This window comes from Streptomyces sp. NA02950 (assembly GCF_013364155.1).
Classification (GTDB): domain Bacteria; phylum Actinomycetota; class Actinomycetes; order Streptomycetales; family Streptomycetaceae; genus Streptomyces.
In genome coordinates this window covers 4254384-4272500 of record NZ_CP054916.1, presented here as the reverse complement: position 1 = coordinate 4272500, position 18117 = coordinate 4254384, and the positions used below count along the sequence as shown (strand labels likewise).

Genomic DNA, 18117 nt, shown 5'->3' with positions numbered 1-18117 from the left:
GGGCAGGTTGAAGCGGAGGTAAGACTTCGTGGAGGACCGAACCCACCAGGGTTGAAAACCTGGGGGATGACCTGTGGTTAGGGGTGAAAGGCCAATCAAACTCCGTGATAGCTGGTTCTCCCCGAAATGCATTTAGGTGCAGCGTCGTGTGTTTCTTGCCGGAGGTAGAGCACTGGATAGGCGATGGGCCCTACCGGGTTACTGACCTTAGCCAAACTCCGAATGCCGGTAAGTGAGAGCGCGGCAGTGAGACTGTGGGGGATAAGCTCCATGGTCGAGAGGGAAACAGCCCAGAGCATCGACTAAGGCCCCTAAGCGTACGCTAAGTGGGAAAGGATGTGGAGTCGCAGAGACAACCAGGAGGTTGGCTTAGAAGCAGCCATCCTTGAAAGAGTGCGTAATAGCTCACTGGTCAAGTGATTCCGCGCCGACAATGTAGCGGGGCTCAAGCGTACCGCCGAAGTTGTGTCAATCCAGCATTAACCCCTAACGGGGGCTGGGTTGGGTAGGGGAGCGTCGTGTGCCGGGTGAAGCAGCCGTGTAAGCGAGTTGTGGATGGTTCACGAGTGAGAATGCAGGCATGAGTAGCGATACACACGTGGGAAACGTGTGCGCCGATTGACTAAGGGTTCCTGGGTCAAGCTGATCTGCCCAGGGTAAGTCGGGACCTAAGGCGAGGCCGACAGGCGTAGTCGATGGACAACCGGTTGATATTCCGGTACCCGCTTTGAAGCGCCCAATATCGAATCCTCTGATGCTAAGGCCGTGAAGCCGCCCCTGATCTCTTCGGAGTGAGGGGGAGTGGTGGAGCCGCCGGTCCAAGGTGGTAGTAGGTAAGTGATGGGGTGACGCAGGAAGGTAGTCCAGCCCGGGCGGTGGTTGTCCCGGGGTAAGGGTGTAGGCCGTGTGGTAGGTAAATCCGTCGCACGTTAAGGCTGAGACCTGATGCCGAGCCGATTGTGGTGAAGTGGATGATCCTATGCTGTCGAGAAAAGCCTCTAGCGAGTTTCATGGCGGCCCGTACCCTAAACCGACTCAGGTGGTCAGGTAGAGAATACCGAGGCGTTCGGGTGAACTATGGTTAAGGAACTCGGCAAAATGCCCCCGTAACTTCGGGAGAAGGGGGGCCATTGCTGGTGATCACTCTTGCAGTGTGAGCTGGTGGTGGCCGCAGAGACCAGCGAGAAGCGACTGTTTACTAAAAACACAGGTCCGTGCGAAGCCGTAAGGCGATGTATACGGACTGACGCCTGCCCGGTGCTGGAACGTTAAGGGGACCGGTTAGCTCCATTTCGGTGGGGCGAAGCTGAGAACTTAAGCGCCAGTAAACGGCGGTGGTAACTATAACCATCCTAAGGTAGCGAAATTCCTTGTCGGGTAAGTTCCGACCTGCACGAATGGCGTAACGACTTCTCGACTGTCTCAACCATAGGCCCGGTGAAATTGCATTACGAGTAAAGATGCTCGTTTCGCGCAGCAGGACGGAAAGACCCCGGGACCTTTACTACAGCTTGATATTGGTGTTCGGTTCGGCTTGTGTAGGATAGGTGGGAGACTGTGAACTCTGGACGCCAGTTCAGGGGGAGTCATTGTTGAAATACCACTCTGGTCGTGCTGGATGTCTAACCTGGGTCCGTGATCCGGATCAGGGACAGTGTCTGGTGGGTAGTTTAACTGGGGCGGTTGCCTCCTAAAGGGTAACGGAGGCGCCCAAAGGTTCCCTCAGCCTGGTTGGCAATCAGGTGTTGAGTGTAAGTGCACAAGGGAGCTTGACTGTGAGACTGACGGGTCGAGCAGGGACGAAAGTCGGGACTAGTGATCCGGCGGTGGCTTGTGGAAGCGCCGTCGCTCAACGGATAAAAGGTACCCCGGGGATAACAGGCTGATCTTCCCCAAGAGTCCATATCGACGGGATGGTTTGGCACCTCGATGTCGGCTCGTCGCATCCTGGGGCTGGAGTCGGTCCCAAGGGTTGGGCTGTTCGCCCATTAAAGCGGTACGCGAGCTGGGTTTAGAACGTCGTGAGACAGTTCGGTCCCTATCCGCTGTGCGCGTAGGAGTCTTGAGAAGGGCTGTCCCTAGTACGAGAGGACCGGGACGGACGAACCTCTGGTGTGCCAGTTGTCCTGCCAAGGGCATGGCTGGTTGGCTACGTTCGGGAGGGATAACCGCTGAAAGCATCTAAGCGGGAAGCCTGCTTCGAGATGAGGGCTCCCACCCACTTGATGGGTTAAGGCTCCCAGTAGACGACTGGGTTGATAGGCCAGATATGGAAGCCGGGTGACCGGTGGAGTTGACTGGTACTAATAGGCCGAGGGCTTGTCCTCAGTTGCTCGCGTCCACTGTGTTGGTTCTGAAGTAACGAACCGTGTCCATGTCCGGTTCAACTTTATAGTGTTTCGGTGGTCATTGCGTTAGGGAAACGCCCGGTTACATTCCGAACCCGGAAGCTAAGCCTTTCAGCGCCGATGGTACTGCAGGGGGGACCCTGTGGGAGAGTAGGACGCCGCCGAACAATCTTTAGCCTCGGTCCCGGACACCATGTGTCCGGGACCGAGGCATTTTTGCGTTCTGGGTCTGGAAACCCACAGCCGCATGCCCCTCCAACCTTGCTGCTTGTTGCTTGTCAGGCCCGCTCCTGGCCCGCCAGGGAGTGGTGCGGCCAGCGTGCCCGCGCCTGTTCCTGAGAGCGCATCAGCGCCAGCGTGGGCAGGCCCTGCGCCGCCCCCTGGTCCAGCAGATCGGGCAGCGCCGGGAGCGGTGCCACGGCGGCGACGTCGTCTAGCACGAGGGTGAGTGGTGGGTCGAGCCGACCGGAGGATGACCGTTCGGCCATGCGCCGGCCGTGCTCGACCACGTGCGAGGCGAGTGCGGTCAACAAGGGCATCGCACCCGGATGGGTCCGCGGATCCTCGATGGATGCGCCCATCACATAGAGAGTTCCCCCTTCGCCCACGAATGACTCCAGCGCGAGCGAATCGGCACGTCCCGGATTGCAGGCGTCCCGGATGTGGATCGAGGACAGCGCGCCGAGCGCACGGGACGTCAGTTCCTGGGCCAGGTCGCGCCGTTCGGGATGGGCAGTGAGCGTGGCCTCCAGCTCCCCCGCCGTACCGCCTGCCGCCTTGGGGTTCGTCCGCAGGATCCGTACGGGCTCGTGGGCGGAGTTGCCCTGTGCCCAGCGGTGGACATGGCGGAAGGGGCGGCCGTCCACCGCCGCGGCGTGCAGCCAGCAGCGGAGCAGCGTCTCCGCGGCCTCCGCCATGGGCCTGTCCATCGCGTGCGCGGGGCGTACGGGCGCGAGGAGCGCCGCGGCGCGCGCGACCGCGATGTCACGGGACCCGCAGTCCGCCGCGGGGTTCCAGCGCAACCGGGCGGGGGTGTCGAGAAGATGGGACGGATCGAAGACGTGGGCGGGGCCCAACTTGGCCCGCGCGTCCTTGGTCGAAGACCAGAGCGTGGCGTCGCTGGTGACCACCAGGACCGGACCGACGGCCTCCAGGACGGCCTGGGCGGCCGACGTACCGCGCTGCGCGCCGAAGAGCACGCGGGACCGGGTCAGCTCCCCGTCGGGGAGGGCGGTGGCCGCCGCGGGGCCGAGCCGGGGCGTCGGCAGCGGCTGTGCTGTCGCCGGGGGCTCCGGCGCATCGCCGTCGGTGGTGGGAGCCTCCCACGGGGTCGCTCGCTGCCCGGCGACGGGCGCGGAGGCTGCGGGGCCGGTGTGGGGGGCAGTCGCGGGGACCACGCCTGGCGGCTGGGGACTGACGGGGCCCGGGACCGTCGGGAGGCCCGCGGGCGGTACGGGCGAGGCCGCTGTCCCGTCGTGCGGGCTGCCGGGGCCGGCGGCCGCTGGGCCGGACCCGGCCGACTCGTACGCCCTGCCCGGACCGTGCGCGGGTGGGGACGGCTCGGGCGGGCCGCTCACCCTCCCCCGTTGCGTCGCCTCGGCCGCCCTCGCCTCTGCGGCCGCCTTCGCTTCCGCTCTGGCCTGGGCCGCCTGTACCGCCTCGGCGCGGCGTCTGGCGCGGACCGCGCGGTAGCGGGTCACCGTGCCGACGGTGAAGACCGTCAGCACGATCAGCACCATCAGCTCGCTGATGAAGATGCCCCAGAAGAGCCCGTACCCCGACAGCTGCGCTTTCGGGGTGTCGGGCCATGCCGCCGCGAGGTTGTGCGGCTCCTCGACCAGGTGGCGCAGCGCCAGGGGCGTACGCGGGAAGGCCAGGCCGTCCGGCCAGGAGCCGTGGGCGAAAAGGGCGGCCAGGCCGGTCGCCGACCACACCAGACAGGTCAGGCCCAGCAGGAACGCCATGATGCCGACCAGCAGACCGTCCGGAATGCCGCGCTCCGGGCGCTGAGGTCTCCCGTGTTCCGCGGGTCCGCCGCGGTTCAGCCCCGCTGTCATGTCATGCCACCGTGGATCCGTACGACGGTCCGCCGTATGCCTCAGCCTCCGCCGCCTCAACCGCCGCGGCGGCCCGTTCCTCGGCCTCCGCTTCGGCCGCCATCTGGACGGTCAGCGCATCCTCCGTCATGGCCCGGTCGGTGTAGACGAGAGGCCGCTCCGCCTCGGTGATCAGGTGTTTGACGACCTGTACGTTGCCGTTGACGTCCCAGACCGCGATCCCGGGCGAGAGTGTCGGAATGATCTCGACCGCCCAGCGCGGCAGGCCCAGCACCCGTCCGGTCGCCCGGGCCTCGTCCGCCTTCTGGGCGTAGATGGTCCGGGTGGACGCCATCTTGAGGATCGCCGCGGCTTCCCGCGCTGCGGCGCCGTCGACCACGTCGGAGAGGTGGTGGACCACGGCGACGAAGGACAGACCGAGCCGTCGGCCGAACTTCAGCAGCCGCTGGAAGAGCTGGGCGACGAAGGGCGAGTTGATGATGTGCCACGCCTCTTCGACCAGGAAGATGCGCTTCTTGCGGTCCGGCCGGATCCAGGTGTGCTCCAGCCAGACGCCCACGATCGCCATGAGGATCGGCATCGCGATCGAATTGCGGTCGATATGGGAGAGGTCGAAGACGATGAGGGGTGCGTCGAGGTCGATTCCGGCCGTGGTCGGTCCGTCGAACATGCCGCGGAGGTCACCGTCGACCAGCCGGTCCAGTACGAGGGCGACGTCCAGGCCCCAGGCCCGTACATCGTCTATGTCGACGTTCATCGCCTCGGCGGACTCCGCCTCGGGGTGCCGCAGCTGCTCGACGATGTCGGTGAGCACCGGCTGACGGTCGACGATGGTCTCGTTGACGTACGCGTGCGCGACCTTCAGGGCGAACCCGGAGCGCTCGTCGAGGCCGTGGCCCATCGCGACCTCGATGATGGTGCGGAGCAGGGCGAGCTGACCGGTGGTGGTGATGGACGGGTCCAGGGGGTTGAGGCGGATTCCACCGTCCAGGGCCGCCATGGGGTCGAGCCGGATGGGCGTTATGCCGAGCTCCTGGGCGATGAGGTTCCACTCGCCCACGCCGTCCTCGCCCTGTGCGTCCAGCACCACCACCTGGCGGTCGCGGAAGCGCAGCTGGCGCAGGACGTAGGTCTTCTCCAGGGCCGACTTGCCGTTTCCGGATTCGCCGAGCACCAGCCAGTGCGGGGCGGGCAGCTGCTGTCCGTAGAGCTGGAAGGGGTCGTAGATATAGCCCTTCCCGGAGTACACCTCACGCCCGATGATGACGCCGGAGTCACCGAGGCCGGGTGCAGCGGTGGGGAGATAGACGGCCTGTGCCTGTCCGGTGGAGGTGCGGACGGGCAGCCGTGTCGTCTCCACCTTTCCGAACAGAAAGCTGGTGAACGCTTCGGTGAGAGCGCTCATCGGATCGGCCACGGCGGAGCCCCTATCGTCCCTGTCGTCCCAGTCGTCTCTATCTGCTCTACCGGCTCTGTCGGCTCTATCGGCGGATGCCGGTCGCGAACGGCAGCGTGTTCACAAAAGCCCGGTGGTGCTCACGGTCGCACCACTCCAGCTTGAGATAGCTCTTCCCCGCCGAGGCCCGGATGGTCCGCTTGTCACGCGCGAGTGCCTCCGGTGAGCGGGAGGAGACGGTGATGTAGCCGACGAGGTTGACGCCCGCGGCGCCGCTGGCGAGGTCCTCGCCGCGCTGGTCCAGCCGGCCGTGTGCGGCGATGTCGCGGGGGTCGACGGTGCGGTTCATCTTCGCGGCGCGGCTCGCCTCGGCCTCGTCGTTGGTCTTCTCGGTCAGCATCCGCTCGATGGCGATCTCGGTGGGCTCCAGGTCCATACAGACCGCGACCGTACGGATGACGTCGGGGGTGTGGACGAGGAGCGGGGCGAGGAAGTTGACCCCGACGGGCGTCATGGGCCACTCCTTCACCCACGCGGTGGCGTGGCACCAGGGGTCGCGGGTGCTGGACTCGCGCGTCTTGGCCTGGAGGTAGGTGGGCTCCATCGCGTCCAGCTCGGCGGGCCAGGCGTTCCGCTTGGTCATGGCCTGGATGTGGTCGATGGGGTGGTCCGGGTCGTACATGGAGTGGACGAGCGAGGCCAGCCGGCCCTGTCCGAGGGGCTGGCGGACGCGGATGTCGGCCTCGGCGAGCCGGGCGCAGATGTCGGTGAGCTCACGGGCCATGACAACGGCCAGGCCCGCGTCCTTGTCCAGGCGGCGGCCGCCGGAGCTGTGGCGGGCGGCGCGGGCGATGGCCTGGGCTTCGGCGGCCAGGTCGCGGGTGTAGTGCATACAGGCGACGAGATAGGCGCGGTGCTGCTCGGAGGAGGTCGAGACCATGGACTGGAGCTGGTCGTAGGAGTCCTTGAGCCAGTGGGGCGCCGCGCGGTCGCCGCGGCGCTCGACGTCCTTGGCGTGGGCGTCGGGGTCGGCGGGGAGGGTGCGGGCCAGCATCTGGAGCCGCGTCACGAAGCCGTCGCCGTTGGCCACATGCTTGAGCAGGGTGCCGAACCGGTCGACGAGGGCCTCCTGGTCCTCGCTGTCGCGCAGGCCGACGCCGGGGCCCTCGATCTCGATGGCGGCGGTGACGGTGCGGCGGTCGGCGTGCAGCAGCACGGCGATCTCGTCGGGGCCGAAGGGGGCGGCCAGCCAGCTGATCCGGCCGATGCCGGGGGGCGGGCCGACCTCGACCTCACGGCCGTCGAGCCGGGTGCCGGCCTCGGCGGCGGAGGAGCGGTAGGCGGTGGTGCCCTTGCGGACGGAGCGCTTGTAGGAACGGTTGATCTCGAACCACCGGTAGAAGGTACGGCCGTTGTACGGCACGTACACGGCGGCGAGGGCGAGCGTGGGGAAGCCGACCAGGGCGACGATGCGCAGGCTGAGCACCGGCACCAGCAGCCCGCACATCATGCCGATGAACGCGCCCCCGATGATCAGGGCGATCTCGCCGGTCTCGCGGTTCTTGCCGACGATCGCGTTGGGGCGGGCGCGGCCGATCAGATAGGTGCGTCGGGTCGCGTGGACGGGATGGGTCTGGGCGTCGAGCGTCACCGCCGGTCACCTCCCGTGGTGTTGCCGGAGCTGCGGTTCGGGGTGCGGGGGGCGCTGCCGCGGTTGCCGCCGGGGTGGCCGGTGCGGCTGGCGGAGGAGGCTCCGCCGCCTCCGCTGCCGCCGGGGCTGCCGCTGCCGCTGCCACCGGCTCCGCCTCCGCCTCCGCCGGAGCGGGTGCTGTGGGCGGCCACGCCGCCGGAGACGGGGTTGGCGGGCTTGGCCTGCGCCGAGCCGCCTCCGCCGCCTCCGCCGTCGCCTCCGCCGCGGGCGCTGTGGGTGTTGATGCCCTGCTTCACCAGGGCGGCGGGGGAGCTGATGATGGCGGCGGCCTGGCGGGAGGCCGGGTCGGCGCTGGCGCTGCGGGCCTTGACGATCTCGTCGCCGAAGCCGGGCACGAATCGGTAGATCATCGCGCTGGCGAAGATGGCGAGGATGATGATGGAGAGCCCGGAGACGACGGCCGAGAAGGCGTCGGGCTCGTCACCGGAGGTGGAAAGCGCCCCGGCGAGGGCGAGGACCGTCACGACCACCGGCTTGACGAGGATCACGGCGATCATGATTCCGGCCCAGCGGCGGACATGGCCCCACATGTTCTTGTCGACCAGGCCGGAGTAGACGGCGGTGCCGAGCAGCGCGCCGACGTAGAGCAGGGCGGCGCGGATGACCAGCTCCAGGCAGAGGACGCCGGCGGCGAGGATCGTCACGAGGGACACGACGATGAGCATGATGGGGCCGCCGCCGATGTCCTCGTCCTTCTTGAGGGCTTCGGAGAACGAGCCGAAGAAGGCGTCGTTGTCCGCACCGGTGCCGGAGGCGATGGCTTCGGTGACGGCGTCGGTCGCGGTGACGACCGTATAGAGGATGAGCGGGGTGAAGGCGGAGGCCAGGACCGTCAGCCAGAGGAAACCTATGGCTTCGGAGAGTGCCTCGCCGAGCGGGACGCCGCGGATGGCGCGCTTGGCGACGGCGAGGAGCCAGAGGATGAGGGTGAGGACGGTCGAGGCGGCGAAGACGACGGCGTACTGGCGGAGGAAGGCCTCGTTGGTGAAGTCGACAGTGGCGGTCTCGTTGACCAGCTTGGAGAGCTTGCCGACGAGCCAGGCGGCGGCGTCGGCGCAGCCGCGGGCGAGGGAGGCGGCCGGGTCCAGGGGGTTGGAGGGGTCGGGGGGGCCGTTGGAGCCGCCACCACCGCCGCCCTTTTCACAGTTTTCCCGGACCTGCCCGAGCAGGAGCTCACAGTCGTCCTGCGTGCTGCCCGACGGACTCGGCGTGGGGGTGGGGGAGGGAGCGGCGGCCGCGCGGGTGGCCACCAGCACGGCAGTCATCTGAACAGCTGCCAGGACGCCCGTGAGCGTGAGAGCGCGGCGGCGCGGGCTAGCGGGCATAGGTGAACCCTCCGTACTGCTCGACTGCCTTGGCGATCTCATCGGCGCTGGACGCGGTACGGTCACTGTTGATGGGGGCGGGACCGTTCTTCTGGGAGAAGCTCTCCGCCTTCCAGTCGCCACCCACCCATCGCAGCTTCAGCGTCATGGTGAACCAGTCGTTGGTGACCGGGGTCTTCGAACCCTCACCGGCTGTGCCGAACACCCCGGTGCACCAGACCTCGACCGTCGCGGCGGTGCGTGCGAACTTGCTGACCTTGGTACCGATGGGGGCGGTGCGCGAGATGTATGTCATCCCGTCGGGCGCTTTCCCCTCCGCATCCAGACCGATCTTCTCCAGTGAGTCCGCCGAGTAGGCCTTGTCCAGCTTGGCCTGGAGCAATCCCGCCGCCGAGCGTGTGAAGATCTGCGGCACCAGCTCATGCCGCAGGTCCTGCTTCAGCATGTCCGCCGACGTCAGCGCCACCGCATAGTTCGCCCCCGCGCTCTGCGCGCCCTGTGCGGTCTTGGGGAAGCCGGACGCGATGCCGGTCACGCTGTTCTTGCCCTCGACCGGGCGCTGGCCGGTCGGGGCGGTGGGCTGGCTCTCGGCGCCGGTACCACCGCCGCCACCACCACTGTCGGAGTCGCCGTCCTTGCCGCCGCCGCGGTTGACGAAGGCGATGGCCGCGAGGAGGAGGACAACGACGCCGACCACGGTGATCAGATTGCGGCTGGGCTTGCCCGTGCGGCCGGTGCCGCGGCGGGGCGGGCCGTAGGGGTCGCCGTCGCCTTCGGGCAGGCGGGTGCGTGTCAGGTGGCCGCCGGAGGCCGCGCCGCGGGCGCGGCCCGTGTCGTGGCCGTCGTAGTCTCCGCCGTATCCGTCGTCGCCGCCGATGCTCATCGTGCGTACGCCCCTTCAACCGTGCCAAGCCTGCAGACCGGGCCGCTTGGGCCGCCCGTACCGGCCGCGTCAGCCATGGTCGCTCTTCCGCCACCCGTATACGACGGTAACGGCGCGGACTGACGCTCGGGCGCGGTGGTGTGAGTGAACATCAACCTGACACGACCTCAGCGGGCGGGGCGGGCATCAGAACGGGCATCAGGGGGCAGCCTCGGCTAACGGGAGTGGGGCCGGTAGAGGGGATCGGGGGCGGAGGCTCGGGACGGGGGCGTACGCCGTGTGCGGGGGGACGGCTCCGGGGCTCGAAGGGCGGAGCGCGCTCCGTGCTCCGGCGCGTCCGCCGGTTCCGCGCTCCCCTGCCCGGCGCATCCGCCGCTCCGGGGCGGGGCTAGATGGCCATGCCGTATACGATCGTGAAGAGGGTGCCCAGTGAGCCGATGATGAACACACCGGTCAGGCCCGCGACGATCAGTCCCTTGCCCTGCTCGGCGCTGAAGGTGTCGCGCAGCGCCGTCGCACCGATCCGCTGCTTGGCCGCACCCCAGATCGCGATGCCGAAGCAGAGCAGGAGCGCGACGGCCATCACGACCTCGATCATGACGCGGGCCTCGCTGCCCAGGCTCCCGAAGGGGCCCCAGTCTGGGGCGATTCCGCCGATGATGGTGTTGATGTCGCCCTTTTCGGCCGCTAGGAACATTTTGAACTCACCGCCCCTTATGGGTAGTTGTATCTGGCTCGCCGTCACAGCGTGGGTCGGTCTCTATCTTCGCTGACGATTCCGCTTCCGCATGTCGACTTGGCGGCATTTCTTGGCGGATCTCGCACGTGTTGTGGACCACGGCGGCCCGGCCGGTGGGCGAGGCGCGTCACAACAGGGCCCTATGGTTACTCTGTGTATCACGCACCTGGGCGCCGGGCAACGATCAGTGACCGCCATGGGGCCCAGTGCTGCGTCCGCCGACACGCCGGTCGGGCAGGCCGTTCGGTACCCCCGGCCCACCCGTCCGGAGTCGGCCCGACGGTTCGTCACCCGCCGTCACTCCTCGGTGAAGTCGTCGAACTCGCCCGCCTTGACCCCTTTGACGAACGCCTCCCACTTGGCCGGGGTGGTGACGACGACGGCCTGCGGGGCGTCGCTCTCCCGCAGATGGATCCGGCCGTCCGGGCCCACGGCCACCTCGAGGTGGACCGCGCCCGGCTCGCCGTCGCCGTCCGGGGCCCGCTGCCAGTGGAGCTGTGTCATCTCTGCTTCCCCCGGTGTGGTTCGGGCGCTCGGATGCGCCGGACTCTACGCGTTCCAGGGCCCGGTGGGAGGTGGCCGAGGCGGGAGCGGCGAGGCATGGGGGGGCGCGTGCCATGGGGCCGCCGTAAGGTTTCGGCTGGGAAGCGGCTGGATTTCGCCGTGCGTGCGGAAACGCGTTCGTACCACGGGTGGATGGGGGAGGATGGCCGGGTGCGGAAGGTCTGGCTGGGTGTCAGTGTCGGTCTCGGGGTTTCGTTCTCGTTCGTCGGTCTGCTGGTCGTCGGCACCTATATGGTCGCCGCGGATCTGACCGGCGGCAGCGGCAGGGCCGTCGGGCTCGCCAAGGGCGCCGTCCCGGCCGCGTACCAGGGGCTCGTCCAGAAGTGGGGGAACTCCTGCCCCGCCATCAACCCCGCGCTGCTGGCCGCGCAGCTCTACCAGGAGAGCGGGTGGAACGCGAAGGCGCAGAGCCCGGCCGACGCCAGGGGGATAGCGCAGTTCATCCCCTCCACCTGGGCAGCCCACGGGGTGGACGGCGACAAGGACGGCGACCGGGACATCTGGGACCCGAAGGACGCGATCGCGTCGGCGGCCGCCTACGACTGCTCGCTCGCCGAGTACGTGAAGGACGTACCGGGCAACGCCACGCACAACATGCTGGCCTCGTACAACGCCGGTGCCTATGCCGTGATCAAGCACGGCGGGGTGCCGCCGTACCGCGAGACGCGGAACTACGTGAAGACGATCACCACCCTCGCCAAGAGCTTCGAGGCGCCCGTCCAGCGGGTGCGGCCCTCGCGGCAGTCGGCCGGGGCGATCTACTTCGCGCAGAAGCAGCTCGGCAAGCCGTATCTGTGGGGCGGGAACGGTACGCCCGAGCAGGGCGGCCGGTTCGACTGCTCCGGGCTCACCAAAGCGGCGTACAAGTCCGTCGGGATCGAGCTCCCGCGCGTCGCCAATGACCAGTGGAACGCCGGGCCGCACCCCAAGCGGAACGAGCTGATCCCCGGGGACCTGGTCTTCTTCGCCTACGATCTCGACGACCCGAGGTCGATCCACCACGTGGGGATGTACGTGGGCGGCGGATATATGATCAACGCTCCTTACACCGGCGCGGTGATCAGGTTCGACAAGATCGACACCCCCGATTACATCGGTGCGACGCGGGTGACGCAAGATGGCGCAAAAGCATTGCCACGGGCGAACTCCGCGTAAAGATTCCCCCTGAGCTGCGACGATGGGTCACCCTTCGATAACGTCCCGGTGATCGTTGGGTTGAGAACGGAACGCCCGGCGGAAAGAGGGCGTTTCCTGGAGTGGATCGATTTTTTCGATGGGATCAGCGTGGTCCGGCGTGGACGGGCGGTCGGTTTACCGGCACCGGTCTCGACGGCCACCGGTCGTCACACCACGGGGGCCGTCAGCGGCATGTAGCGACAGGCAAGAGATAAGGGGCCACGGCACATGGCTGGACTCGCACTGGACGGGTCGAACCCCGATGTCAGCCTGCTCTACGACATCAACGGGCTCGCCAAGGACGCCCCCCACTGGTCCGACCGCGTCATGGAGTTCGTCGGCGAGTTCGGGATCGTCATCGGGCTCGTCCTGGTGGCCCTCGGCGCCTGGTGGAGCGTGCGCAAGCGCCCGCAGGAGGCGCCGTCCGCCGTCGCGGGGCTGATATGGGCGCCGCTGGCGGCCGGGCTCGCGCTGATGGCCAACATCCCCATCCGCGGCATCGTCCAGCGGCCGCGTCCCTTCAAGGACCATCAGGGGCTCGACGTCCTGGTCGCGGGCAAGACCGACTACTCCTTCGTCAGCGATCACGCGACGCTGACCATGGCCGTCGCCGTCGGCGTCTTCATGGCCCACCGCGCCTTCGGGGTGGGGGCCATAGCGCTGGCCCTGCTCGAAGGCTTCTGCCGGGTCTACATGGGTGTGCACTACCCCACGGACGTGATCGGCGGGTTCGCGCTGGGCACGGCGGTCACGCTGCTGCTGGCGCCGCTGGCGATGATGCTGCTCACTCCGCTGACGACCGCCATCGCGGGCTCCCGCGCGGGCTGGCTGGTACGGGGCGGCGGCGCCGTCGGAGCCGCGGCCGGGGAGGGGCCGCCGGAGGTGCCCGAGCACCGGGCGCCGGGCGGCGGGCGCGGCAGCAAGGACCTCGCGGCCTAGCACCGGCTCCCCTGTCCGTACACCGGACCCGTACACCGAACCCCGGCACGGAACGCACACACCGAAGGCTCGGCGGAACAACCGCCGGGCCTTCGGTGTACGGGCGCTCCAGCGCCTCCAGCGCCTCCAGCTCCTTCAGCGCCTACAGCGCCTGCGGGAAGTCGAAAAGACGGTCCGGGTCGTAACGCTTCTTCAGCCGGGTCAGCCGGTCCGCGGCGGGCCCGTAGTACGCCGCGCGCCAGTCCTTCAGGGACGCGTCGGTGTAGTTCTGGTACGCCGCCCCCGAGGCGTAGCGCCGCATCGCCGAGTGCGCGCCCGCCAGCCAGGAGTTCTGCGCGTCGCCCGAGCCGCCCGCCGCCCAGGAGCCGGTGTACTGCGCGAGGAACCGCGAGCGGCGGTGGACGAACGCGCTGCTCCGGGCCGATACGCGGTTCACCGCACCGCCCAGCGCGGTGAGCGCGATGCTGACCGAGCCGCCCCCGCTGGTGCGCCGCCCGAACCGTTCGACCTGGTCGAGCATGGCGCGGACGCCCGCCGCACTCAGCGAGCGGTCGTAGAAGTCCGAGCGCGCCGCGTAGGTCTCGCGCCGGAGCACCCCGGAGGTGCTGTGGCCCGGCTGGCCGCCCGGCAGATGGCAACTGGTGGTCGAGGTGTCGCCGCAGCCCGCGTACATCCGCATCGCGTCGACGTAACCGCGGCGGCGCAGGGTCACCCGGGTGGCGGGGCCGGGGCCGCCCGGTCCGTCGGCGAGCCGGTCCACGGCGTTCTGGAGATCGCCGTAGGTGCCCAGGGAGAAGCAGCTGACGGAGACGGTGGGGGTGCGGCCGGGGACCGCGGACAGATGCAGTGAGGACCAGATCTCGTCCGGCTGGTCCGGGCCCCACTTCTGCCAGGCGCTCAGCACCTTCGCCGCCTTCGGCCATGGCCATGACATATAGGCGGTGACGCCGTCGTGTGTCTTGTGGGTACGGAAGCGGAGTTCGGTGACCACGCCGAAGTTGCCGTTCCCCGCGCCGCGCAGGGCCCAGAACAGATCGGCCTCGCGGTCCTTGGAGACGTCCAGGGTCTTGCCGTCCGCGGTGACGATCTGCGCGCCGATGAGGTTGTCCGAGGTCAGTCCGTACGCCCGGGACACCACACCGTGGCCGCCGCCCAGCGTCAGACCGGATATCCCCACCGTGGGGCAGGAGCCGCCGGGGACGGTGACACCGCGCGCGCCGAGCGTGGTGTAGATGTCGATGAGCTTGGCGCCGCCGCCGATCCGGGCCTCGCCCGCGGTGGAGCGGATCGAGCGCAGCGCGGAGACGTCGATGACGAGGCGGCCGTCGCCGCTGGACCATCCGGCGTAGCTGTGGCCGCCGTTGCGGATGGCCACCGGGGTGCCGTGGCGCCGGGCGAAGGCCAGACAGGAGGCGATGTCCGCGGTGTTCTCCGTATAGGCGACACCGGCCGGGCGCAGATGGTCGAACCGGGTGTTGTAGAGCCGCCGGGCCGAGGTGTAGTCGGAGTCGCCGGGGCGGACCAGATCGCCCTGGAGGCCCCTGCCCAGCGCGCTCCAGTCCGCGGCCCGCGGTTTTCCGGCGAGGGCGCCGGGGCGGCCGGAGGCGGCGGCCGAGCGGGCGTCCGACCCGGACGCGGAGTGGGAGGAGGCGGCCCGCCCCGAATCGTTGCTGCACGCGGTGGCCCAGCCGGCCGTGGCCGTGAGTCCGGTGCCCGCTGCCAGCAGTGTCCGCCGGTTCATGGCGGTGTCCCCTCCCTGTCGACCCTGTGCCCAACCCTCGATCGGGCCCTGCCGCTCAGCGGGCCCGGTCTCTTGGTCAGAGGGGTGACCGGGCGCGGCGGTTCCGTTTGTCCCAGCGGGAGTTCGCCGGTTCGGCCGTCAACCGGACATCACGGGGCGGCCGGTGGGACGGACGGCCGCGGGGGAGACCGGCGACGCCGCCGTCAGCGCGGGTTCGGCGGGGTGTGACGGGCCGTCGTATGCGCGGTCGCGTCGTCGCGCGCCAGGCCCCGGGCGCGACGCGCGGGGCCTGACCAGCCGCAGGTGCAGCGGGCGACGCAGAAGGAACCCCGCTCCACGGTGGAAGTGAGGGGGCCGTCCGCGCCTGTGTCGTCCGGGCCGCCGTCGTTGGCGCCGGGGCCGGAGTCACCTGAGTCGAGCACATGACCACGCTACCGGGCCGTGACGAGCCGCCCGCCCGAATCGTTAAACGAGCAAGTACCAAGCATGGACGAGCGTGGCCAGGGGGTCGGCGGTCGATGGAGTTCCAGCAGCGCGGACCCGGCGTACGGAGACGGGTGAGAGCGGTCGCCGGAGTCGTGGCGGGCGGTCTGCTGGCCGCGCTCCTGGCGACGGTCAGCGGCTGTTCCTCCGAGACGGCGGCCGATGAGCGCCCCGGGGGGGTCGGCCCGGCCGAGGCCCCGGTCGCGGTGCTGCACCGGGCGGCGGACGTCCTGGTGCGCGAGGGCAGTTCACGGGTCCGTACGACCATGGAGACGGCCACGGGCGGCACCCGTGTGTCCATCCGGGGCTCCGGGTCGTACGACTTCGAGAAGCGGCTGGGGCGGCTGCGGCTGCTGCTGCCGCGCGACGCGATGGGGGCCGCCGAGCATGCGCCGATCACCGAACTCCTCGCCTCCGGAGCGCTCTTCATGCGCAATCGGGGTGCGGGCATCCCCAGCGACAAATGGGTACGGGTGGACACCACCGACATTCCGGACGGAAATCTGGTCACCGGAGGCGCGACGGACCCGCTGGCCGCCGCCGAACTGCTGCGCGGGGTGCGGGAAGCGAGCCTGGTGGGCGAGGAGGGGCTCGACGGGGCCCTGGTGCGCCACTACCGCGGCACCACCGACATCGGCCGCGCCGCGCGGGTGGCGTCGGCGGGGGTGCGCGGTGCGCTGACCGCCGCGGCCAAGGGGTTCGACGAGGGCACGGTCCCCTTCGACGCGTATCTCGACGGGTTCGGACGGCTGCGTGAGGTGCGCCATCGCTTCACGGTGGGTACCCAGGCCAGTGGGCGGGAAGCCGCTCAGCCGCAGGGCGGCGCCGGTCGCGCGGTGGGGGTGTCCTCCACGACCGAGCTGTTCGATTTCGGAGTGCCGGCCCGGGTCGAGCTGCCCAAGCCCGCGGATATCTACACAGGGAAGGTCGGATCACCTCAGATGTAGTCGGAGGGGCCCGCTCTGCCCTTCGAAATGGCCCATCCGTGCCATGCGCGGAGTGTGTACCGATCCCTACGCTGGGAAGCCGCTGCTCGAAAGTGCTCGCAGGTGCTCGCAGGAGGAGGTGAAACACGTGGTTGCGCGTCGCGGCTCGTCGGGCCCGGACCCCGTGGCCCTCGTCGAGATCGATCTCTACGGTGATTTGATGATCGCTGCGTCGAGCGCGGACGAGGACAGGCTCAGTACGGACCGTATCGACGAGGTTCTCCGGGTGGAGGCCGACCGATCAAATTCGGCCGAGCGCGCCAAAGCCGAGCGCGCCAAGCCTGACCGGGCCAAGCCTGACCGGGCCGCGCCCGGCCGCGCCAAGGCCGACCGCCCCCGGAGTGACAGGGGCGCCGACCGGGATCCGGGTGCTGACCAGGGTCCGGAAGCCGAGGTCCCGGACGCCGGGTGAGAGATGTCACCGCCTCGCCGGCGGGCGCGGAGCGCTCCGCCCGGCGGGGGTGCGGTGCGGCCCGCACCGGCCCGGCGGGTGGTCCGGGCTTCCACGAAACACCTGGTGGGACCGGCGGTGCTGGTCGGCCCGGTCAGGTCCGCAGCAGCCGGGCGATGGCCGCTGTGGCCTCGGCCACCTTGGCGTCGACCTCGCTCCCGACCTCGGTCTCGCCCTGGGCGGCGCTCTCCACGGCCGCGCTGGCGACGCAGTGGCGCAGATGCTCCTCGAGCAGCTGGAGGGCGAAGGACTGGAGCGCCTTGGTGCCCGCGGAGACCTGGGTGAGTATGTCGATGCAGTAGACGTCCTCTTCGACCATCCGCTGCAAGCCTCTGACCTGGCCCTCGATCCGGCGCAGCCGCTTGAGGTGCTGGTCCTTCTGCTTGGCGTACCCATGGCCGCCGTGGCTCTCGGAAGCCCCTCCCACCGCCTGGTCGGACGCCTCTTCCCCGGCCCCGCCCTCGAGGGGTGGACCGGTGTCGGCTGCCGTGGTCGTCATGGCGTCCTCCCGTTGTTCACTCTATGTCCGCATATACCCCCACTGGGTATATGGTACCGGGTTTTCCGGCCGAACCAGGCCCCTGTGAAGAGCACTCTCCCTGATGGGCGACACTGGGAGCTCCGGTTACCGTGGCCGGAAGATGCGCCTAGCATCGTCGAGTCCCCATCCGCTGCATCCCGAGGATCCCCAGTGCGCTTTCGTCTGACCCCCAGGGAGACGAGCTTCTACGACATGTTCGCCGCATCCGCGGACAACATCGTCACCGGCTCCAAGCTCCTGATGGAACTGCTCGGGGCGGACTCCTCCGCTCGTGCCGAGATCGCCGAGCGGATGAGGGCCGCGGAGCACGCGGGAGACGACGCCACCCACGCGATCTTCCATCAGCTGAACTCCTCCTTCATCACGCCTTTCGACCGCGAGGACATCTACTCCCTGGCCTCGTCCCTCGACGACATCATGGACTTCATGGAGGAGGCCGTCGACCTGGTCGTTCTCTACCAGGTCGAGGAGCTGCCCAAGGGCGTGGAGCAGCAGATCGAGGTGCTGGCGCGGGCGGCCGAGCTGACCGCCGAGGCGATGCCGAATCTGCGCACCATGACGAACCTCACCGAGTACTGGATCGAGGTCAACCGGCTGGAGAACCAGGCGGACCAGATCCACCGCAGGCTGCTGGCCCACCTCTTCAACGGCAAGTACGACGCCATGGAGGTGCTCAAGCTCAAGCAGATCGTGGATGTGCTGGAGGAGGCGGCCGACGCCTTCGAGCATGTGGCCAATACGGTCGAGACCATCGCCGTCAAGGAGTCCTGAGCCCCG

At 68.9% G+C, this 18117-nt stretch carries 15 protein-coding genes and 2 rRNA genes (1 of these 17 cut by a window edge); 7 read left to right on the top strand and 10 right to left on the bottom strand.

Annotated elements, in window-relative coordinates:
- Window positions 1-2327: ribosomal RNA gene (locus HUT19_RS18480) — 23S ribosomal RNA — on the top strand (it extends 797 nt beyond the left edge of the window).
- A gap of 71 nt (window positions 2328-2398) precedes the next feature.
- Window positions 2399-2515: ribosomal RNA gene (gene rrf, locus HUT19_RS18475) — 5S ribosomal RNA — on the top strand.
- 111 nt (window positions 2516-2626) lie between these two features.
- Here rrf and HUT19_RS18470 read toward each other — a convergent pair.
- The 7 genes from HUT19_RS18470 to HUT19_RS18440 form a co-directional block, all read right to left on the bottom strand.
- Window positions 2627-4405 (bottom strand): hypothetical protein, encoded by a 1779-nt coding sequence (locus HUT19_RS18470; protein ID WP_176181553.1) that lies wholly within the window; start codon window positions 4403-4405, stop codon window positions 2627-2629.
- Window position 4406: 1 nt separating this feature from the next.
- Window positions 4407-5822: an ATP-binding protein gene (locus tag HUT19_RS18465; RefSeq protein WP_176181552.1), complete on the bottom strand. Its 1416-nt coding sequence runs from the start codon at window positions 5820-5822 to the stop codon at window positions 4407-4409.
- 64 nt (window positions 5823-5886) lie between these two features.
- Window positions 5887-7452, bottom strand: a complete 1566-nt coding sequence (locus HUT19_RS18460) for an SCO6880 family protein (RefSeq protein WP_176181551.1) — start codon at window positions 7450-7452, stop codon at window positions 5887-5889.
- Window positions 7449-8837, bottom strand: coding sequence for a hypothetical protein (locus HUT19_RS18455; RefSeq protein ID WP_176181550.1), 1389 nt, complete (start codon window positions 8835-8837; stop codon window positions 7449-7451). Before HUT19_RS18455 ends, HUT19_RS18460 begins: the two co-directional genes overlap by 4 nt.
- A complete protein-coding gene (locus tag HUT19_RS18450) occupies window positions 8827-9720 on the bottom strand; it encodes a hypothetical protein (protein ID WP_176181549.1) in 894 nt (297 codons plus the stop codon). Before HUT19_RS18450 ends, HUT19_RS18455 begins: the two co-directional genes overlap by 11 nt.
- 388 nt (window positions 9721-10108) lie before the next feature.
- Window positions 10109-10417 (bottom strand): hypothetical protein, encoded by a 309-nt coding sequence (locus tag HUT19_RS18445; protein ID WP_009716148.1) that lies wholly within the window; start codon window positions 10415-10417, stop codon window positions 10109-10111.
- A gap of 339 nt (window positions 10418-10756) precedes the next feature.
- The gene (locus tag HUT19_RS18440) at window positions 10757-10963 is read right to left on the bottom strand and encodes a DUF397 domain-containing protein (RefSeq protein ID WP_176181548.1); all 207 of its coding nucleotides are present in this window, start codon (window positions 10961-10963) and stop codon (window positions 10757-10759) included.
- Between the two features lie 192 nt (window positions 10964-11155).
- Between HUT19_RS18440 and HUT19_RS18435 the strand changes: the two genes are divergently transcribed.
- A complete protein-coding gene (locus HUT19_RS18435; protein WP_176181547.1) occupies window positions 11156-12178 on the top strand; it encodes a bifunctional lytic transglycosylase/C40 family peptidase in 1023 nt (340 codons plus the stop codon).
- A 249-nt stretch (window positions 12179-12427) separates the two neighbouring features.
- The gene (locus tag HUT19_RS18430; protein WP_176181546.1) at window positions 12428-13138 is read left to right on the top strand and encodes a phosphatase PAP2 family protein; all 711 of its coding nucleotides are present in this window, start codon (window positions 12428-12430) and stop codon (window positions 13136-13138) included.
- A gap of 142 nt (window positions 13139-13280) precedes the next feature.
- Here the strand turns inward: HUT19_RS18430 and HUT19_RS18425 are convergent, their stop codons facing one another.
- Window positions 13281-14879 carry an FAD-binding oxidoreductase gene (locus HUT19_RS18425; protein WP_176181545.1) on the bottom strand — a complete coding sequence of 533 codons (1599 nt, stop codon included), beginning with the start codon at window positions 14877-14879 and terminating at the stop codon, window positions 13281-13283.
- A 203-nt stretch (window positions 14880-15082) separates the two neighbouring features.
- The gene (locus HUT19_RS18420) at window positions 15083-15301 is read right to left on the bottom strand and encodes a hypothetical protein (RefSeq protein WP_176178453.1); all 219 of its coding nucleotides are present in this window, start codon (window positions 15299-15301) and stop codon (window positions 15083-15085) included.
- A gap of 96 nt (window positions 15302-15397) precedes the next feature.
- On the opposite strand from HUT19_RS18420, the gene HUT19_RS18415 reads away from it, so the two are divergent.
- Window positions 15398-16309: a hypothetical protein gene (locus tag HUT19_RS18415; protein ID WP_176181544.1), complete on the top strand. Its 912-nt coding sequence runs from the start codon at window positions 15398-15400 to the stop codon at window positions 16307-16309.
- A gap of 163 nt (window positions 16310-16472) precedes the next feature.
- Window positions 16473-16760, top strand: coding sequence for a hypothetical protein (locus HUT19_RS18410; protein WP_176178452.1), 288 nt, complete (start codon window positions 16473-16475; stop codon window positions 16758-16760).
- A 133-nt stretch (window positions 16761-16893) separates the two neighbouring features.
- Here the strand turns inward: HUT19_RS18410 and HUT19_RS18405 are convergent, their stop codons facing one another.
- Window positions 16894-17298 (bottom strand): metal-sensitive transcriptional regulator, encoded by a 405-nt coding sequence (locus HUT19_RS18405; protein WP_176181543.1) that lies wholly within the window; start codon window positions 17296-17298, stop codon window positions 16894-16896.
- A gap of 192 nt (window positions 17299-17490) precedes the next feature.
- Between HUT19_RS18405 and HUT19_RS18400 the strand changes: the two genes are divergently transcribed.
- A complete protein-coding gene (locus tag HUT19_RS18400) occupies window positions 17491-18111 on the top strand; it encodes a DUF47 domain-containing protein (protein WP_176181542.1) in 621 nt (206 codons plus the stop codon).
- Window positions 18112-18117 lie beyond the last annotated feature (6 nt).